The following is a 19,560-nucleotide window of genomic DNA, read 5'->3' as shown; positions in this document are numbered from 1 at the left end:
TGAGACAAAATGGACATTCATACATATTTATAGAAAATATAAAACTGACACGTATCAAATACGTGCCAGTGTCATTTATTACTTAATTAATTTATTTAAGTGAGAGAAGAACATTGGATAAGAAACAGAAATGGCTTCTTCATTTTCTAAGGTTACTTCCCCACTGCTGATTAAACTTGCAATGGCTAGCATCATTCCGATTCGATGGTCTCCATGGCTATTCACTTGGCCTCCATGAAGTTTGCTTCCACCGTGAATAATCATACCATCGTCCGTTGCTTCAATCGACGCTCCTAATTTCTTCAACTCATTTACAACTGTGTCAATTCGGTTTGTTTCTTTTACCTTTAATTCCTCAGCGTCCTTAATAACCGTTGTTCCTTTAGCCTGTGTAGCTAATAAGGCAATGATAGGAATTTCATCGATTAAGCGAGGAATCATATCCCCCTCAATCGTTATTCCCTTTAGACTTGAGGTTGTAATAGTTAAGTCTGCTACAGGCTCTGCCGCATCCTTACCTTCATCAGAAACATGAAGAGAGGCACCCATTTGAAGCATCACGTCAATAATCCCCGTCCGAGAAGGGTTAATACCAACATTGCGCAATGTCACTTCACTATTAGGTACAATCGCACCTGCTACTAAAAAGAAGGCAGCAGAAGAGATATCACCCGGAACATGAACATGAGTTGCCTGAAGTGTTTGTCCACCAGTTACAGAAACCTTTAAACCATCAACAGACACTTCCCCGCCAAATTGGCGAATCATTCTTTCCGTATGATCTCTTGTTTTCGATGGCTCAATGACCGTTGTTGTTCCATTTGCTTGTAAGCCTGCAAGTATAATTGCTGATTTTACTTGCGCACTTGCCATTGGAAGCTCGTACGTAAATCCTTCTAAATTTCCACCTCTAATAGAAATAGGAGTGAACTTCCCATTTTCTCTGCCGTCAATAATTGCCCCCATTTGGCTCAGTGGATTCGTAACCCTTGTCATAGGACGTTTGGCGATTGAAGAATCTCCTTCCAATGCTGCATAAAAAGGTCTGCCTGATAAAATACCAAGCATTAATCGAATCGTTGTTCCCGAGTTTCCAACATCTAGTCGTTCATTAGGTTCTACTAATCCTTCAAAGCCATTCCCAACGATTTCAACTGTATCTTCATGCTGGTGAATCGATACCCCTAATTTTCGAAAACAAGCAATCGTACTAAGACAGTCTTCACCTGTTAGAAAATTAGATACTGTGGTCGTACCATGAGCAATCGCTCCAAACATAACAGAACGATGAGAAATAGACTTATCTCCTGGGATAGAGAGTTCGCCTACCAGTCTCTTTACTTGTGACGTTAACACCGTTGTCATTGTATCCTTCCTTTCGAATAGAAAAGCATAAGCGCCTTGGTAAGCTCCGACAGGCATAAGACGGAGACCGAGAGAGGTCCTGACCTCTGTAGGGCTTTGGCTTATGACCCGAGGAGCTAGGCGCTGCAGCTAGACACTGTTCAAAGTTCATTTAGTAATACTTCTTATCTTTTAACAAAACCTATAGGCCGGTTGAGGTGCCATAATTGGTATAACGCTGTATGCATTCCTCTGCTTTCGCCATATCGGCCTCTGTTTGAAAACTGATAACAAGTACACCGTTTATATCTTCTCTAGTTTCTAAAATACGGATATTGGTAATGGAAATACGCTCTTTTGCTAAATAACCTGTAATTTCCGAGATTACACCTGGATAATCCGGAACATCAACAAATAGATCGTAAAATGCAGGGATAGCACCCTTTTCCTTACTAGGAAGATCATCCCGAAAATTTTTGGCTTCGGCAAAATAATCAAACAGCTGTTCCTCATTGTTATCTGATAATATTTTTGAGAACTTATCCATCTCATCCTTCCAACGATCTAACAAAGATAGAAGTACCTTCTTGTTATGAAGGGAAATATCCTTCCACATCGCTGGGCTGCTTGAGGCAATTCTAGTAATATCTCTAAAACCACCGGCAGCCAACCTTGTAATAAGCTGATGGTCTCTACTTGTTTGCTCAGCTTGATGTACGAGAGAGGCCGCAATCACATGTGGAAAATGACTAATAACACCTGTTAAGTAATCATGTTCTTCAGGTGATATAGTAATAAATTTCGCTCTAGTTCCTTCAAGCCAACTCTTTAATAAATCCACCTTATCATGTGAGATATGTGGCTCCGGTGTAAATAAGTAAAAAGCATTTTCAAATAGGATTTCCTTGGCTGCAGCAACCCCACTTTTGTGTGAGCCTGCCATCGGATGCCCACCAATAAACGTAATGTTTTTCTCCTTTAAACACCGAGCTTTTAACACAATTGCTTCTTTTGTACTTCCCGCATCACTAATGATGACATCTTGCTTTAGCGGAAGTTCACAAAGCTTCTCGATCATTTTTTCTGTTTCTATAACTGGAGTTGAAATAAGAATTAGATCTGCGTTTACTGCTTCTTCTTCCAGATTGACACAAATCTCATCTATTACGCCAAGCATCTTTCCGAGACGGCATTGTTCTAAATTTATGTCTAAACCTATTAGTGTTGCCTCTGGGTGTCTTTTCTTTATGCAAAGAGCTAATGACCCCCCAATTAGCCCTAGTCCAATGACTAGCACACGCCCTTTCAAGAAATCACCGCCTAAAGTTACTTAATGAGCTTTAACTTTCATGTATTGTGACATTTTTTCAATAATGCCAGCATTTTGTTCCTTCGAGCCAACCGTAACTCGGACGGATGTCGGAAAACCAAGGGCATTTCCTGACCGAACGATATACCCTCTCTCTAATAAGAACTGGAATACTTCATTGCCATCAGTCTTAAAATCTATTAAGATAAAATTCCCTTGGGAAGGCATATAAGAAAGATTACGCTCCTCACAGAACTTGTAAAACTGTTCTAATCCTTGATGGTTTAAGGTACGACAGTTTTCCACATACTCTTGATCACCTAAAGCTTCAATAGCCGCTAATTGTGCGAAGCTATTCACGTTAAATGGCTCTCTCACCGGCTCCAGCGCACGAATTATTTCTTTGGAAGCAAATCCATATCCCACGCGCAAGCTGGCTAGCCCATATATTTTTGAGAAGGTTCTAAGAACAATCAAATTTGAATACTGCTCTACCAGTTCCACAGAATTATAGTAATCATCCGCTACTACATACTCGTAGTAGGCTTCGTCCAATACAACAAGTGTTTCTTTTGGAACTCTAGCAAGAAAACTTTCCAACTTTTCTTTTGGAATATATGTACCTGTTGGATTATTCGGACTACACACCCAAACCACATTTGTTTTCTCATCAATCGCAGCAAGCATTTGATCTAAATCATGGTGACCATCTACCAAAGGAATCTCGCGAGTTTCTGCACCTTCAATAATGGCATTGTGCTTATACTGCGGGAAGGTTGGCGTAGCCATTACAGTATTATAGCCTGGTCGTAGAAGGGCACGGGCAATAATTAGAATCAATTCATCTGAACCGTTTCCAAAGATTAATTGATCTTTTGTCACTCCCACATGCTTTGCTAACACATCGCGTAAGTTAGTGGCATAGCCATCTGGATAAAGAGCGAAATAGCCTGATTCTTTAGACATTACTTCACTCACTTTTTTTGAACAACCAAAAGGATTTTCATTGGATGCTAATTTAATGATTTCTTCCAACCCATACTGCCTTTTTACTTCATCCTTTGATTTCCCCGGCTGATAAGGGGCTAACGACTTAATTTGATCCTTCCATCTCATCATCCATCACCTCTTACGTATAAATATCCTATTTCTTTAAATCCGGTCGTAAAAGAACTGCTTCCTCCAAATAAACATGTTCAATATCCGTTTGTGCTACTTCAGTATTTACGTGCATCATGACCCTGATACATAATTTGATTCCAGTCGGAACAGAGATTTCCTTCATACACATGACAGGAACATATGTCCAATCCTCTAATTGACGCATAGCTTTAGCTGGAAATGTTGCTGTAACATCATCAGTAACAGAAATAAATACGGATGCGACTGACTCTGGAGAGATTTGATTAGCTTGAATCATTTCATCGAGTAGCCTCTTGGTGGATGCTATAATTTCTTCCTCTTTATTTTCTTGGATCGTAATAGCACCTCTAACTCCTCTAATCATCGGCTCTCCTCCTTCATAAATTGTTTTAGTTCTTCTAATAGGACATTTTCGTCGATTTTATAAAGGACTGGTTTCCCAACTTCCTCTAATAGAACAAATTGTATCACTTGACCAATGGTCTTCTTATCCTGCTTCATTCGATCGATTAGCTTTTCTTCACATAGCTGAGAAGGAACTTTTGTTGAGTAACCAAGTATATGTAGCCAATCGACAAACTCTTGGAGATCAAACTGTAAATGTAAAAGTTTTTTACTTAACCGTAATGCGTATACCATCCCGACTACAACTGCTTCCCCATGTGTTATGGAGCCATACCCAGCCTCCGCTTCAATAGCGTGACCAAGTGTATGTCCAAAATTCAGAAATGCTCGTATACCAAGCTCTTTTTCATCTTTTGAAACAACAGATTCTTTTACCTTTATTCCCTTTGACAAACACTCTTGTAATTGCTCGGTTGTTATCGTTTGAAGATTTTCTACATCTGATAACAGCCATTGATAAAAATAAAGATTATCAATTAGAGCATGCTTCATTACTTCCGCAAAGCCTGAACGACGTTCCATTGCTGGAAGACTTTGTAGAAAATCAATATCGTATATAACAGCTTCAGGTTGATAGAATGCACCTATCATGTTTTTACCTAGGGGATGATTAATTGCAACCTTTCCGCCAACTGCACTATCGTGTGCCAGAATGGTAGTAGGCAGCTGAATAAAAGGGACGCCTCTCATAAAAGAAGCAGCAACAAACCCACATAAATCACCAATCGCCCCTCCACCAAGAGCGATAAACAATGATTTACGGTCAAGTTTCTCCTGTAATGCCGCTGTTAAACAATCATAAAAAACGTCAAAAGTCTTTGCTTTTTCTCCATTAGGAACAATATGTGAAACAACTTCGAATTCACGTAATTGTTCTTTCACTTTATATAAATACTTATCACCAACATTACTATCAGTTATAATCATGATCTTTGTAACGTTCGAAAGATTTTCCTTTAAAAAAGGGGCTATGGCTGTTACTGCCTCAGCCCCTAAAACTACAGGATACTCCTTAGAAGTGGTATGGATTTGAATCGTCTCCATTAAAACTCCCTCGCATATGCTCGTTGATCTTCAATTGATTTAATTAATGTATCTAAGCGATCTGCGTAGAATTGTTCAGTAATTGCTGAAGCAAGCTCCCATGCAATCGCATTTTCAGCAACAACAGCAGCTGCAGGTACTGCACAGCTATCTGATCTTTCAATACTAGCAGTAAATGCTTCTTTAGAATCAATATCAACACTTTGTAATGGCTTATAAAGGGTTGGAATAGGCTTCATCACTCCACGGATAATGATAGGCATTCCCGTTGACATTCCACCTTCAAGACCACCTAGACGATTTGTGCTTCGATGGAAACCTTCTCCCTCAGTCCACTCAATCTCGTCATGAACCTCGCTACCCGGCTTTCTAGCAGCTTCAAACCCTATTCCAAACTCAACACCCTTAAAGGCATTAATACTCACAATTGCAGCCGCAAGCTTTGAATCGAGCTTTCTGTCATAATGAACGTAGCTACCAACACCCGGAGGCATTCCCTCAACGACAACTTCCACAATTCCACCAATGGAATCACCATTAGCTTTTGCATCATCGATCGCCTGCATCATTTTCTTTTCAGCCACTGGATCGAGACATCTTACCGGTGAATTCTCAGTGATCTCAGCCAAACTCTCGATGGAGTCGTATGCCTTTACCTCTGATTTAATCCCACCAATTTCTACCACATGAGAGGCAACTTTGATTCCTAGACAAGATAATAGTTTTTTAGCAACTGCTCCAGCTGCCACTCTTACTGTTGTTTCTCTTGCTGAGGATCGTTCAAGTACATTTCGCATATCTCTATGCCCATACTTAAGCGCGCCGTTTAAATCGGCATGTCCAGGACGTGGACGAGTAATCACTCGCTTAACTTCTTCGTCATCCGTAGGTTCTGCACCCATAATCTTTGTCCAATGCTTCCAATCGTCGTTTTGTACAACGAGCGCTACTGGTGATGCAAGAGTTGCTCCATGTCTGACACCGCTTGTAATATGTACAGTATCCTTTTCAATTTGCATTCTTCTACCACGACCATGCCCTTTTTGTCTTCTTGCCAATTCTTTGTCAATGTCTTCTGCAAGAAGCGGCATCCCCGCTGGTAAACCTTCAATAATTGTTGTTAATTGTGGACCGTGTGACTCTCCTGCTGTTAAATATCTCATTTCTCTTTCCCCCTTCAACTCATTAAAGGATTATTTCTCAATATAACATATGTCCTTCAATAAACATAGCAGAAATTTGTGAATTTACAAAAAAAGAAGCCAAATCCATGGCTTCTATTTTTTACGATAAAAAAACGTGTCTTCGGTTTCAAGACCATATAGAGATGGATTAAATATTTGTTCTGTACTACCGACAAAGAAGATGCCATCCTGTCTCAATGCCTCACTGAATTTATAGTATAATACATCTTTAGCTTCTTCAGTAAAATAAATCAAAACGTTTCTACACACAATCAAGTCAAAAGACCCCCCAAATGGATCAGCGAGTAAATTCTGCTTTTTGAATGTTACCGTCTTTTTGATCTCGTCAGAAATCTTAAAGAAGCTTCCATCTTGTGTGAAAAATTTCTTTTTCATTTCTGGAGGCACTTCATTTAATGAGCGTTCCGCATACATCCCTATCTTTGCCCTTTCTATCACATGATCGTCGATATCAGTAGCTAAAACTTGAATCTGCGAAAGTGGCATAAAGTTTGAAAGAATCATTGCAATCGTATATGGTTCCTCACCTGTTGAACAAGCAGCGCTCCACACCTTCAGACGCTTATTCTTCTCTAATAGTTTAGGAAGAATTTTGGTTTCTAATACTTCCCATCGTTTCCCATTTCGATAAAATTCCGACACATTGATCGTCATACGATCAAGAAACTCATTTAATAATAGCTTGTCCTGACTTATCGCTGTGTAAAAGTCCTGAAATGAGCGAAATCCCTTTTTTTCATAGAGAGAAATTAAGCGTCTTTTCATTTGTGCTTCTTTATATAAGGACAAATCAATCCCGGTCTTTTTCTTAATGTTTATTATAAATTGTTCATAATCATTTCCCAGCATACTTTTTCTCCCCTGAACTTGAACTTTTCTATCTGTAGTTTTATTATAGCGAAATTCAATAAAAAAGGAGAAAATTTATGTGAAAAAAGACTTGGGTATTTTTTACTCCTATCATTTGAATGCGGTTACAAAAAAGAGACTTGTAAAAAACAAGTCTCTTTTGGTATTAATAAGCCCAATTGTTTAAAAGCTTGCTATATGAAAGAAGTTCCTCTTCTTTAAAGAATAAAGCGATTTCTCTTTCAGCGCTTGCAGCAGAATCTGATCCATGTATAATATTTTTCCCAACAGTCACGGCAAAGTCCCCACGGATCGTTCCTGGTTGAGAATCCTTTGGATTTGTTGCTCCCATCATTTGGCGTGCGGTAGCAATTACATTTTCCCCTTCCCAAACCATTGCAAAAACAGGACCTGAAGTGATAAAATCTACCAACTCACCGAAGAAAGGGCGTTCCTTATGTTCACCGTAATGCTGTTCAGCCAACTCATTAGAAATCAGCATTAACTTTGCACCAACTAATTGAAAGCCCTTCCTCTCAAAACGTCCAACTATTTCACCAATCAAATTACGTTGAACCCCATCTGGTTTAACCATCAAAAATGTTTTCTCCATCAGTTACACTCCTCTTTGATTCGCATATGTAATGAATTGCCAATGGACAATCCACAAAAATCGTAACATAGTTATAACTGATTTCGCAACATTTAAAATTTTCGTTTCCCTATGTACACAGCTATATCTCTAAGCGTCTTTTTAGCACGGTTATTCGGTAATTGATTTAATACATCAATTGCCTTGTGTAGGTACCGATCACTTATAGAAAGCGAACGCTCAATGGCACCAGAATTATTTATTGCAGTGATAATCTCATCAATTTCAACTAATGAAGTATGTTCATGAACAGCGGTAATTTTTTTACGTAAAGATTCATCCTCCATCGCAAACAATACAGGTAGTGTGATATTTCCTTGCAATAAGTCACCACCAGCTGGTTTACCTAATTGCTCTTCCGTACCCGTAAAATCTAGCACGTCATCTGTGATTTGAAAGGACATGCCTACATAATATCCAAACTGATACAGCTTCTTGTGAATCTCCTCATCTACGTTTGCTGCCACCGCCCCTAATTGGCAGCTGGCTGCAATCAATAATGCTGTTTTCCGCTTAATTCGAAGCAGATAGTCACGAAGCGTTTGATTGTAGTCATATTTAAATTTAATTTGCTCAATTTCCCCAACACATAGCTCAACAATCGTTTCAGAGAGAATTTGATGTGCTAGTGGGTTTTTAATATTTGTCATTAATTCTAGCGATCTGGCAAAAATATAATCGCCTGTATACATCGCAATCCGGTTATCCCATTTCGCTTTAATCGTTGGCTGGCCACGTCTAAGTTCTGCATCGTCAATGACATCATCATGAACAAGTGAAGCCATATGTATAAGCTCAAGCGCTACTGCCACGTTCTTCATCTCATGTATATCATAGTCGCCAAACTTTCCTGACAGCAAAACAAAAACAGGGCGAATTCTCTTCCCCCCTGCCTGCAACAAGTGTAGAGATGCTTGACGAAGAAGAGGTGACTCAGCCTCCACCGTATCCTCTAGTGTTTTCTCAATTATATTAATATCTGAGTTTAAAAATGAATACATCATTTTCAGCTTCATTCGTGAATCACCTAGCCTAACCTGTACATGAAGATTATTTTATTTATGACCAAAATGAACAGCAGCTGCCCCGCCACTGTATGGCTTATATGTGACGTCCTTAAAACCAGCTTGTTTGAATAAACCAGCAAGTTCTTTTACGCCTGGAAAATCTCTAGCTGATTCTTGTAACCAGGAATATTCTCTATAGCTTTTTGCAAACACCCTACCAAACAATGGCATAATAAATCGAAAATAAAAATAGTATAACTGTCGATAGCCTATCAATGTTGGTTGTGATGTTTCAAGACATACTGCAATTCCGCCCGGCTTTAAAACACGATTCATCTCTTTTAATACTTGAAGATAGTCTGGTACATTTCTTAACCCGAAGCCAATGGTAACATAATCAAATGAATGGTCAGGAAACGGAAGCTCCATGGCATTTCCATGGATGAGCGTTACTTGGTTAAGATTGGCCTCAGTAACTTTTTGTTTTCCCACATTGAGCATATTTTGACTAAAGTCTAGTCCTACCACTTCACCAGTAGGTCCTACAGCCTCTGCAAGAGCGATGGTCCAATCGGCCGTTCCACAACAAACATCTAGTGCCTTTTTTCCTTTTTGTACATTCATCCTTTTCATCGTATCTTCTCTCCATTTAGTATGGAGTTTAAAACTAATAACAGAATTCATTTTATCGTAGTTATCAGAGATCTTTTCAAAAACATTATGAACTCGTTCTTCTTTCGACTGATGCATGCTTGTTACCCTTCTTCCACAAATGTTTTTGCCATCGTTTTTTGGTTTATAATGGATATGATTCGAGAATCTAACAGCTCATTTATTCGAGGAAGCCCTTTTTTAGCCTTTTCTAATAATTGCTTAGAAAACTCTATATATCGGTCACAAATTAATATTAAATAGTTTTGTTGCTCAAAAGACAGGTCTTTAAGTGAACCGTTATGTTTTGGAAAAATAAGAGTATGAAGAGCGTCAAATACAATCGAAGATTTCTTTTGTACAAAGTTTTCCTTTTCCTTACTAAGGCGCTTTATAAATAATAAATTTTCAACAATGTCATTCCATCCATCTAAACGAAAATACTCGGTAAATTGATCAATGAGAGATGATTCAATCAACTTCACATTATCCATCAATGTATCAATTTCTGAAAAATCTTTTTGATATACAATTATTTTTTTATCATTGATTGTTTTTATTCCTTGAGCTAGCATTCGAATGGCATGCACATCATTACAATCTGCGAGCAGTTTATAATATAATCCACTATAATAAACACCAGCTAATACCGTCAATTGCCGCTGCTTTAATACCTCATTATTCGCACGAGTGTTGGTTACTTGTTCATGAGTATCAAGGGCTACTTGAAGCAACATGGTCGTTATAGAATAATTCTCCAACTCTTTATTAGATAACTTACATTGATCCAAAATCGAAATAAGCAATAAAAGCTTATCTTCGTCTAACACTGGTGTATTTATATATTGGAACATATAGGGGTGAAGGAGCCTTTCCTCTACTTTTTCCTTCACATCGGCTATTTTTCTTTGAAAGTCTCCCACAATTATCACCCTTGTATCCCCAAATTCTGTATATGTATTGTGATTAGCCTCATTATTTCGCATGAGGATTACTGCATATGTACGATTTACCACTCACTAAAGGCAGAGACCATTATAACACAAATGCCTACCAAATGGACATGATTCGCATTTATTTACCTTTTGTTTCGCTCTCAACCTCTCCATAAGAGGTAATGATTTTGGCATTTCCGCGAATTTTAATAGCTGATGTGTGTTCAGTAAACTGAGCAATCATCACTTCGCCTTTATCGAGTTTCTCTGAGTGATGAAATTTTGTATCAGTGCCTCTTGTTAAACCGATTACATTGACACCATCTTCTATTGCTTTTATAACGATATAATCACTTGTTAACGAATTTTTTTGGTCCATTATTTCTCGCTCCCTTCATTTTGTATGAAAGGGCTAACCGTTATGTAGCCCCCTCTATAATGTTTTAGTATTTAATCAGGGAAAGTACCTCAGCTCTTGCCGTTGCGTCCTCCGCAAGCGTTCCTCGGACTGCTTGGGTTACGGTTTTTGCACCAGGCTTTTTCACTCCACGCATAGTCATACACATATGTTCTGCTTCAACAACGACCATTGCACCATAAGGCTCCAACTTCTCCATAATCGCGTCAACAACTGTGGATGTAATTCTTTCTTGCAACTGAGGACGTTTAGCTACTGCTTCAACAGCACGAGCTAACTTACTCAAACCTGTCACACGACCATTTCTTGGTATATAAGCTACATGAGCAACACCATAAAAAGGAACAAGATGATGTTCACACATGGAGTAAAATGGAATATCTTTCACAAGGACAATTTCTTCGTGGTCCTCACTAAATACTGTTTCGAAATATTCTTTTGGATCTTGATTCAATCCTGAGAATACTTCCTCGTACATTTTCGCTACTCGTTTAGGCGTATCCAACACACCCTCACGATTTGGATCTTCACCTACGGCTTCTAATATAAGACGCACCGCTTCCTCTATTTGGGTACGATTAACTTCTGACATACTAAATTCCTCCTACTGCAATGAGTTCCCTCTGTTTTTTTCATATCATGCCAACTATACTTATACATATTAGCACAATCAATTTCTTTCTAGCAAAGTAGAAGGTTCTTTTAATGTGCCACAAAAGAGCTGAAAAAATAGAAAAAGGATCACGTTTAAACGAGATCCTTTTCTATAACATAAACATATATCGATTTATGTAATTATTTTACAGCATCTTTAAGTGCTTTTCCTGGTTTGAAAGCAGGAACCTTGCTAGCAGAGATTTCGATCTCTTCACCAGTTTGTGGGTTACGTCCTTTACGAGCTGCACGCTCACGAACTTCGAAGTTCCCAAATCCGATTAATTGAACTTTATCACCGTTTTTAAGGGCTTCAAGAATTGAATCGAAAACTGCGTCAACTGCCTTAGTAGCGTCCTTTTTAGAAAGTTCACTCGCTTCAGCAACTGCGTTGATTAGTTCTGTCTTGTTCATGCCTTTCACCTCCTCCCAAAATGGTATATTCAGTTAGTGAAAACGTTCTTATCTTCATTAGTAAACAATTTAGTTGAATTCTATACGTAATTGAAGCTGTTTTCTCTGACATGCCTTATATTAAATGATGAAAACTAATTTTTCAACGTTTTTTTTAAGAAAAACCTTTATTTATAAGGCTTTGACGGCATATCGTACTAATTCTGTTAAAAGATTATCATAATAAATTGGGGTTATCAAGAATTTTCGCTAATTTATGGTAGTATTTTCGGGGTTTTTGATGAATTTTGTCGTGATTTAATAAAATCAAACAAAAAAAGACTCCCATATAGGAGTCCATGCATTATAAGATTATAGCAATTAATCCACCAGAACCTTCGTTGATGATTCTTTCTAATGTTTCTTTAAGTTTATATCTTGCGTTTTCAGGCATTAGTGATAATTTTGCTTGAATTCCCTCACGAACGATTGAGCTTAGGCTTCTTCCGAAAATATCAGAGTTCCAGATAGACAGTGGATCGTCCTCAAAATCCTGCATTAAGTATCGAACCAATTCTTCACTTTGCTTCTCTGTACCGATAATCGGAGCAAATTCGGACTCTACATCCACTTTTATCATATGAATGGATGGAGCTACCGCTTTTAAGCGTACACCAAAGCGTGGTCCTTGGCGGATGATTTCAGGCTCATCCAAGCTCATATCCGCAAGTGAAGGTGCAGCAATTCCATAACCTGTTTGCTTTACCATCTTAAGTGCATCAGAGATTTGATCATATTCCTGCTTCGCATGAGCAAAGTCTTGCATTAGCTCTAACAAATGATCTTTTCCTCGTATTTCTACTCCGACAATTTCTTTTAAAATGTCATCGTATAAATCGTCTGGTGCATACAGATCGATCTCAGCAATTCCTTGACCCATCTCAATTCCAGCAAGCCCTGCACGATCAATAAATTCATAATCACTAAACTGACTAACGACTCGGTCAACATCTCTTAATCTCTTAATATCTTTAACTGTGTCTTTCACAGCTTCCTGATAGCTTTCTCTTAACCAGTGATCCTCTCTAAGTACCATGACCCAGCTAGGAAGATTCACGTTTACTTCTAGCACAGGGAATTCATAAAGTGCTTCACGCATTACGTTCATGACGTCACCTTCGCGCATTCCTTCTACGCTCATTGCCAATACGGGAATATCGTATTTCTCTGAAAGCTCTGTACGTAATTTTTCCGTATTTGGATGATAAGGTTGTACGCTGTTAATGACCATAATGAACGGTTTGCCAACCTCTTTTAATTCATTGATCACTCTTTCCTCAGCTTCTAAGTATGCAGAACGCGGAATTTCTCCAATGGTACCATCTGTAGTAATAACCACACCAATCGTTGAGTGCTCTTGTATAACCTTCCTTGTTCCAATTTCAGCTGCTTCATGGAACGGAATAGGTTCCTCATACCAAGGCGTATTAATCATTCTAGGTCCATTTTCGTCTTCATAACCCTTCGCACCCGGAACCGTATAACCAACACAGTCAACTAAGCGGATATTCACATCCAAACCGTCGTCAACATGTATGCTTGCAGCCTGATTTGGTACAAATTTTGGTTCAGTTGTCATAATCGTTTTCCCGGCAGCACTTTGAGGCAATTCATCTTGGGTGCGAGCTCGATCGGATTCATTTGCCATGTTTGGAATAACAACTAACTCCATAAACTTCTTAATAAAGGTTGATTTCCCTGTTCTTACTGCTCCTACGACTCCTAAATATATATCGCCGCCCGTTCTTTCGGCAATATCTTTAAAAATATCTACCTTTTCCAAGTGATCCCCTCCTGAAATCAATGAGATAGTGGGATAAAATAACCCTAATGTATAGACAATATATGTGTATGACGTTGTCCTACAACGTTATGACAGTTTTTATAATTTTTTTTGCCTAACTGTTATAGTCCATACAAATATAAAAAAACCCCTCTCCTACATTGTATTTCTGTAAGAAAGAGGTTATGACTAATCCACTAAAAAGATAGGTTCTTTTGTTTCTTCATCCATTGTATATAGCAGTGAAAAGGCAGGCACAAACAATGAATCCTGCAATAAGCAGTCGCGAATATCCTCTCCTGCTGCCTTCTTACAACTTCCGCTTTGCATTGCTTGATATAAATCACTTCTGTAATCTACAAATACTTCTCCACTTCCAGTTATAACAAAAGAAAGGTTTTGGTTCGTATATGGGCTAACAACAAATGGTTCTTCCTCATAACCTATTTTCTTGAAATCCATTGTGTATACACCTTTTGTTATTTCTTCTTTGTATGGAGGGTATTTTTGTAAACTAATTAAAAGATTAATATCTTTAATTTTTTCCGCCATTCGTAAATCAAAAATCTTTACCGTTGGATTTTCCTCAACGTCAACTAGTACGTATTGAAATACACCTCCGGATTCATATGCGTTTCCAGGTGGTTCTGCTAAATACTTCGGACTGATTCTGTTAAAATCAATCGGATACTTTTCATAAATAGGAGTGTCCATTTCCTTTGTCTTTATAGGTAATATACCACCATTGTCCTCTTGAAATTGCTTAACCGCAGATTGAACCGCTTGAACTTGATCTTCGTACGGTATTTGGTTTTGAGCTAACTCTTCCTGCGGATACATGCAGCCCGTCAACACCATTATAACGATGGACAATAACAATAATACTTGGCCTTTCATACACTCAACCCTTTTAACCTATGTATTTTCCATTTCACTTAACTTGTTGGTCCCGATAGTACGACAAAAAAAATGATTATTCCGGAAAGAATCATTAAAAAATAGGCAACAATAGCTGTTATCGCTTTTAAAACTTTGTTAGAAAACTTAAATCTGCTTAAATAAATTAAAATAATGGAAATAAACATAAAGCCCATCCCCGCCAAGGAGATCCACATTTTCATTAGTGACGGTGACATTTGTAACTCCCTCCCTTTGCCTAAAATATTATATCATAATTGTCCCAATGCTTGCCTTATTCGTTTTTTAGATCGAAAAAAAGCTAAAGCAAAGGAGGGGCGTCACTTTACTTTAGCTCGTAAGACTAAATATACATACTCCCTGTTCATTTTACCAGGTTTGCTTCGTTGCATTGTATGCAATTATCTATGTAAACGCATCATTGAAAGGCCCATTTTTGAAAATATTTATTCCAATCCCTTTTCAACAAGTACATTTGCAAGATCTTCCATCTCATGAGTTTTTACACGTGTCATGAGCAAATCAACTTCATCCTTGGGTTTTGCATGGTTAAATAGAACATTGTATAAAGCCGTTGTAATCGGCATCTTCACACCGTACTTTTCCGCTAATTGATAAGCGGCTTTGGTGGTTCGAACACCCTCTACTACCATTCCCATGTTTTCCAGCACTTCATCTAAATTTTGGCCTTTGCCGAGCAAATTTCCAGCTCTCCAGTTTCTTGAGTGAACACTTGTAGAGGTAACGATTAAATCACCAATCCCTGTTAAGCCAGAAAATGTTAGCGGACTTGCACCCATTTTTGTACCTAAACGAGCAATTTCAGCAAGCCCCCTAGTTATTAAGGCTGCCTTTGCATTATCCCCATATCCTAACCCGTCAGTGATACCGGCAGCTAACGCAATAATATTCTTTAATGCGCCACCCACTTCTACTCCGATAATATCAGGATTTGTGTATACACGGAAATGTTGGTTAATAAATAAATCCTGCACACGTTCAGCTGCTTCCATGCTCTTAGATGAGACAGTCACTGTTGTTGGTTGACGAAGACTCACCTCTTCAGCGTGACTCGGCCCAGATAATACAACCACATCCTGTAAAAGATGCTCTGGCATTTCGTCTTCAATCATCTCTGAAATGCGCATAAGTGTATCTGGTTCAATCCCTTTACTAACATGGACAATTGTTAGCGGATTTTCAACGAATGAAACCATCTTTTTTATCACTTCACGAATGGCCTTAGTTGGTACAGCCAATATGATGGTCTTTACTTCTTTTAAAACCTCTTCAAGAGAGTCGTAACCAACAATTGTTTCCGGAAGTATAATCTCAGGTAAATACTTCTTATTTGTGTGAGTGGAATTTAACTCACTAATTTGATCACGATTATGCCCCCATAATCTTACCTCATGCTCGTTGTCAGCTAACACTAGCGATAGGGCGGTTCCCCAGCTCCCCGCTCCAATTACAGCAATTTTTTCTTTTTGGATTTGCATAGCATCACAACCTTTTACTTATTTTCTTTCTCTAGCAAAGATTTTGATAGGAGTTCCTTCAAACCCGAAAGCTTCTCTTATACGATTTTCTATAAATCGCTGATATGAGAAATGCATAAGCTCTGGATCATTGACAAAAACAACAAAAGTTGGCGGCTTGACTGAAACTTGAGTCGTATAATAAATTTTCAGACGCTTTCCATTGTCTGTTGGTGTAGGGTTCATTGCTACAGCGTCCATAATAATATCATTTAACACACTTGTGTCCACACGCATCGAATGATTTTCACTCGCCTTATTTATCATTGGAATCAATGTATGAATTCTCTTTTTTGTTTTAGCAGATAGGAACACAATTGGAGCATAGTCTAGGAATAAGAAATGCGCACGTATTTTTTCCTCGAATTCCTTCATCGTCTTTTCATCTTTTTCCACTGCATCCCATTTATTCACGACAATCACAATAGCCCGTCCTGCTTCATGGGCATACCCAGCTATCTTTTTATCTTGTTCTATGATTCCCTCTTCTGCGTTAATAACAACTAAAACGACATCGGAACGTTCTATAGCACGTAGCGCACGAAGCACACTATACTTTTCTGTTGTTTCGTACACTTTTCCTCTTTTTCTCATACCTGCCGTATCGATAATGACGTAGCGTTCTCCATTTACGGTTACCATTGAGTCTATCGCATCTCTTGTTGTACCAGCGATATCACTTACGATTACTCGCTCTTCTCCAAGCATCGCATTAACAAGTGATGATTTTCCTACATTTGGTCGTCCTATTAGTGAAAACTTAATAACGTCGTCATCATAGTCATTCTCGTCCTTGCTTGGAAAATGCTTAGCTGCTGCGTCTAAAAGATCGCCAAGACCTAGTCCATGTGATCCTGAGATAGGGTACGGCTCTCCAAACCCTAAGGCATAAAAGTCGTAAATTAGATCTCTCATTTCTGGGTTATCAATTTTATTTACTGCAAGGACCACTGGTTTTTTGGCACGATAAAGAATTTTTGCTACTTCTTCGTCTGCAGAGGTAACTCCCTCTCTGCCGTTTGTTAAGAAAATAATTACGTCTGCTTCCCTGATCGCAATTTCTGCTTGTTGACGAATCTGTTCTAGAAATGGTTCGTCTCCGATATCAATTCCACCGGTATCGATAATGTTGAAATCATGACTAAGCCACTCAGCAGAACTATAAATTCGATCTCGAGTAACGCCAGGTATATCTTCAACAATCGAGATCCGCTCACCAACTATTCTATTAAAGATTGTAGACTTTCCAACGTTAGGACGACCTACAATCGCTATTACAGGTTTTACCATTTTTTTCATCCTTTCTAAAATAATAAAAGAGATATCAACAATTATTCAGACAATGTATAAGCAAAGTTATGTATCCGTGCAAGAACAGTTGAAATTACAAACATCTCATTTAATTATGGTGTAAATCAGCATTTAGTAAATAAACCCTTCTACAAACAGAAGGGTCTAACTTTATTATATTATCAAAGTGGTCATGTACTAGCAAATAAAATCAGAAGAAACCACTTTAATGTTTTACAATGATGTACAATTCATCTGTAAGAGAATGTGCAATTCCATCCAAAATTGCTTCTAGATTCGTCGTGATTTTTTCCATCTCCTCTTTATCATCACAATGAAAAACCGCCACCCCACATGGAACTTTTTTAGGATTCGTCGTAATTGCAGCAAGGATAAATTTTTCAATATCCATTTTATCTCTCCTCTAGTTTTTTCTCTCTCTCTTTAGGCATTCGGATTGCATTTTCTAAAGTTGGAACCTTTTCAATAATTTTCTTCGCCTTCTCAATATCATTTTCTTGCGGAAGAATAAATACCCCCACTCTCCCATCATCTAGGTCTCTTTTCGCCAAGGGAACGAGAGCTGGTGTACCAGAATCTCGATACACTCCTAATGCGTTGGATACATCATGTAGAATAGCCTGGCGCTGCCCAAGATTCGCAATTGTCGCTCTTGCATCAAAATTTTTCGGTTTAAGGATAAACCCCATCCCATATCTAAGTACTTCCTTTTGTCTTTCCGGTAGACCGATGTTCATGATATAAATATTGTCCACATACAAGCCTGGACCATCAAAACGAGGTTCATAATACTCTACTTCAACAATATCACCAAGCCTGCCTCCAGACATTAGTTTGGTAGAAATGAAAATGGCAATGACTGCTGCAATGATCCCTCCCAAAATATTAAAAAGGAGAAATCCAAGCGTACATAGAAAGGAAGTAAAAATAACCAAATAATTTCTACTTTCAAAAGCTATGGCAATGCCTTCAATATACGTTTTTCCTCGTGGTACTAATTCATAGTTATCCAGTTCATTTAATGTATTTCTTTCCATATTTCTCACATCTCTAAATTGTGAGGCAGCCAAAGTTAAAAAGGTGATGGCAGTAAACTCTTCCTCAAGTATAGATGGTATGGCAACAGTTCCTAGTCCTGCAGCGATAAACCCTAAAGCCACATGAATGATTTTCCCATGAAGGTATGTGGGATACTGTCGATAATCCGTTCGTAGCATATAAATTCTTGTTGCCGTTCCAACAACCACTCCAAATAAAATAGGATAAGTGTACTCACTCACGATTGTCTTCCTCTCCCCTTTTCTAGTTGATAAACATGTCCTTCAAACAGGCTAGTTAGCTTTTCAAAACCGCTCCAGGCCAAAATGAGACAAACGGATATGGAAATAACATCTAAAAACTGAAGTGACCCGATTGGAATTTCCATTGAATATACATCCAACACTAGAGAATAAACAAATTCTCCATGGATACTCCCAAAAATAAGCGCTATCACCCGTTTAAAAACCTCATTATGCATCATAATGGTCATATACGTTAATACGACGGCAAACATCAAATTTCTATCAAGGATTAACCAAACAGGATCAAAAAGCTCAAATAATTGAAAACTGCCATAGGCAAGCATTAGAATAAATGACGTGATCAAAAAGTAAACCATTGATTTTCCTTTCATTTTCCCAATCTCATAATAGGCTAGGATTAAAAAGAAAATTGAAACAACAGACACTTCTAGCCCAAACAAGTGTATGGATTGAGAAGACAAAATAATCGAAAATAATATGATGACTGTGTACTTCACTCGTTTCGGATTCGTTTTACTCATAAAAAAGGTCGTACAAATCCAAAGAGCCCAAAATGTCCAATAAAAGAATATTCCTTCCATGTCAACCCTCCTATCATCTCCATTATGGCTTTTCAGTATGTACTTTAACCGTAAGA

General features: G+C 38.3%; 22 protein-coding genes. All 22 read right to left on the bottom strand.

Annotated features, from left to right (window positions below):
• Positions 1 to 78: 78 nt before the first annotated feature.
• The 22 genes from aroA to ACRX5O_RS03215 all read right to left on the bottom strand — a co-directional run bounded on the left by aroA (position 79) and on the right by ACRX5O_RS03215 (position 19,504).
• Positions 79 to 1,365 carry a 3-phosphoshikimate 1-carboxyvinyltransferase gene (gene aroA / locus ACRX5O_RS03320; protein ID WP_433904597.1) on the bottom strand — a complete coding sequence of 429 codons (1,287 nt, stop codon included), beginning with the start codon at positions 1,363 to 1,365 and terminating at the stop codon, positions 79 to 81.
• Positions 1,366 to 1,546: 181 nt separating this feature from the next.
• Positions 1,547 to 2,653, bottom strand: coding sequence for a prephenate dehydrogenase (locus ACRX5O_RS03315; RefSeq protein ID WP_433904596.1), 1,107 nt, complete (start codon positions 2,651 to 2,653; stop codon positions 1,547 to 1,549).
• Between the two features lie 21 nt (positions 2,654 to 2,674).
• Positions 2,675 to 3,769 carry a histidinol-phosphate transaminase gene (hisC, locus tag ACRX5O_RS03310; protein ID WP_433904762.1) on the bottom strand — a complete coding sequence of 365 codons (1,095 nt, stop codon included), beginning with the start codon at positions 3,767 to 3,769 and terminating at the stop codon, positions 2,675 to 2,677.
• A gap of 28 nt (positions 3,770 to 3,797) precedes the next feature.
• Positions 3,798 to 4,160: a chorismate mutase gene (gene aroH / locus ACRX5O_RS03305; RefSeq protein WP_433904595.1), complete on the bottom strand. Its 363-nt coding sequence runs from the start codon at positions 4,158 to 4,160 to the stop codon at positions 3,798 to 3,800.
• Complete coding sequence (gene aroB, locus ACRX5O_RS03300; RefSeq protein ID WP_433904594.1) at positions 4,157 to 5,245, bottom strand: 3-dehydroquinate synthase; 1,089 nt, start codon at positions 5,243 to 5,245, stop codon at positions 4,157 to 4,159. The genes aroH and aroB overlap by 4 nt, the downstream gene beginning before the upstream one ends.
• Entirely contained in the window at positions 5,245 to 6,408 is a 1,164-nt protein-coding gene (aroC, locus tag ACRX5O_RS03295; RefSeq protein WP_433904593.1) for a chorismate synthase, read from the bottom strand. Before aroC ends, aroB begins: the two co-directional genes overlap by 1 nt.
• A gap of 114 nt (positions 6,409 to 6,522) precedes the next feature.
• A complete protein-coding gene (locus tag ACRX5O_RS03290) occupies positions 6,523 to 7,299 on the bottom strand; it encodes a CheR family methyltransferase (protein WP_433904592.1) in 777 nt (258 codons plus the stop codon).
• Positions 7,300 to 7,465: 166 nt separating this feature from the next.
• Positions 7,466 to 7,912: a nucleoside-diphosphate kinase gene (ndk, locus tag ACRX5O_RS03285; RefSeq protein ID WP_433904591.1), complete on the bottom strand. Its 447-nt coding sequence runs from the start codon at positions 7,910 to 7,912 to the stop codon at positions 7,466 to 7,468.
• A 92-nt stretch (positions 7,913 to 8,004) separates the two neighbouring features.
• Complete coding sequence (gene hepT, locus ACRX5O_RS03280) at positions 8,005 to 8,967, bottom strand: heptaprenyl diphosphate synthase component II (RefSeq protein ID WP_433904590.1); 963 nt, start codon at positions 8,965 to 8,967, stop codon at positions 8,005 to 8,007.
• A 39-nt stretch (positions 8,968 to 9,006) separates the two neighbouring features.
• Positions 9,007 to 9,708: a demethylmenaquinone methyltransferase gene (gene menG / locus ACRX5O_RS03275; RefSeq protein ID WP_433904589.1), complete on the bottom strand. Its 702-nt coding sequence runs from the start codon at positions 9,706 to 9,708 to the stop codon at positions 9,007 to 9,009.
• A 5-nt stretch (positions 9,709 to 9,713) separates the two neighbouring features.
• Entirely contained in the window at positions 9,714 to 10,532 is an 819-nt protein-coding gene (locus ACRX5O_RS03270; protein WP_433904588.1) for a heptaprenyl diphosphate synthase component 1, read from the bottom strand.
• A 151-nt stretch (positions 10,533 to 10,683) separates the two neighbouring features.
• On the bottom strand, positions 10,684 to 10,923 hold the full coding sequence (gene mtrB, locus ACRX5O_RS03265; protein WP_066047579.1) for a trp RNA-binding attenuation protein MtrB: 240 nt from the start codon (positions 10,921 to 10,923) through the stop codon (positions 10,684 to 10,686).
• A 64-nt stretch (positions 10,924 to 10,987) separates the two neighbouring features.
• On the bottom strand, positions 10,988 to 11,554 hold the full coding sequence (gene folE, locus ACRX5O_RS03260; RefSeq protein ID WP_251514661.1) for a GTP cyclohydrolase I FolE: 567 nt from the start codon (positions 11,552 to 11,554) through the stop codon (positions 10,988 to 10,990).
• A 203-nt stretch (positions 11,555 to 11,757) separates the two neighbouring features.
• Positions 11,758 to 12,030 carry an HU family DNA-binding protein gene (locus ACRX5O_RS03255; protein ID WP_066047575.1) on the bottom strand — a complete coding sequence of 91 codons (273 nt, stop codon included), beginning with the start codon at positions 12,028 to 12,030 and terminating at the stop codon, positions 11,758 to 11,760.
• Between the two features lie 343 nt (positions 12,031 to 12,373).
• Positions 12,374 to 13,852: a stage IV sporulation protein A gene (gene spoIVA / locus ACRX5O_RS03250; RefSeq protein ID WP_119708952.1), complete on the bottom strand. Its 1,479-nt coding sequence runs from the start codon at positions 13,850 to 13,852 to the stop codon at positions 12,374 to 12,376.
• Between the two features lie 189 nt (positions 13,853 to 14,041).
• Complete coding sequence (locus ACRX5O_RS03245) at positions 14,042 to 14,749, bottom strand: YphF family lipoprotein (RefSeq protein WP_433904587.1); 708 nt, start codon at positions 14,747 to 14,749, stop codon at positions 14,042 to 14,044.
• 38 nt (positions 14,750 to 14,787) lie between these two features.
• A complete protein-coding gene (locus tag ACRX5O_RS03240; RefSeq protein ID WP_430773005.1) occupies positions 14,788 to 14,988 on the bottom strand; it encodes a DUF2768 domain-containing protein in 201 nt (66 codons plus the stop codon).
• A gap of 228 nt (positions 14,989 to 15,216) precedes the next feature.
• Positions 15,217 to 16,269, bottom strand: a complete 1,053-nt coding sequence (locus ACRX5O_RS03235; RefSeq protein WP_433904586.1) for an NAD(P)H-dependent glycerol-3-phosphate dehydrogenase — start codon at positions 16,267 to 16,269, stop codon at positions 15,217 to 15,219.
• An 18-nt stretch (positions 16,270 to 16,287) separates the two neighbouring features.
• Complete coding sequence (gene der / locus ACRX5O_RS03230; RefSeq protein WP_119708955.1) at positions 16,288 to 17,598, bottom strand: ribosome biogenesis GTPase Der; 1,311 nt, start codon at positions 17,596 to 17,598, stop codon at positions 16,288 to 16,290.
• Between the two features lie 226 nt (positions 17,599 to 17,824).
• Positions 17,825 to 18,010, bottom strand: a complete 186-nt coding sequence (locus ACRX5O_RS03225; RefSeq protein WP_433904585.1) for a capping complex subunit for YIEGIA — start codon at positions 18,008 to 18,010, stop codon at positions 17,825 to 17,827.
• A 1-nt stretch (position 18,011) separates the two neighbouring features.
• Positions 18,012 to 18,899: a YIEGIA family protein gene (locus ACRX5O_RS03220; RefSeq protein WP_433904584.1), complete on the bottom strand. Its 888-nt coding sequence runs from the start codon at positions 18,897 to 18,899 to the stop codon at positions 18,012 to 18,014.
• On the bottom strand, positions 18,896 to 19,504 hold the full coding sequence (locus tag ACRX5O_RS03215) for a YphA family membrane protein (protein WP_433904583.1): 609 nt from the start codon (positions 19,502 to 19,504) through the stop codon (positions 18,896 to 18,898). Before ACRX5O_RS03215 ends, ACRX5O_RS03220 begins: the two co-directional genes overlap by 4 nt.
• Positions 19,505 to 19,560 lie beyond the last annotated feature (56 nt).

It is taken from the genome of Robertmurraya mesotrionivorans, assembly GCF_050971805.1.
Lineage (GTDB): Bacteria > Bacillota > Bacilli > Bacillales > Cytobacillaceae > Robertmurraya_A.
Note: the sequence above shows the minus strand (reverse complement) of the source record. Positions and strands in the feature narration are given on the sequence as shown.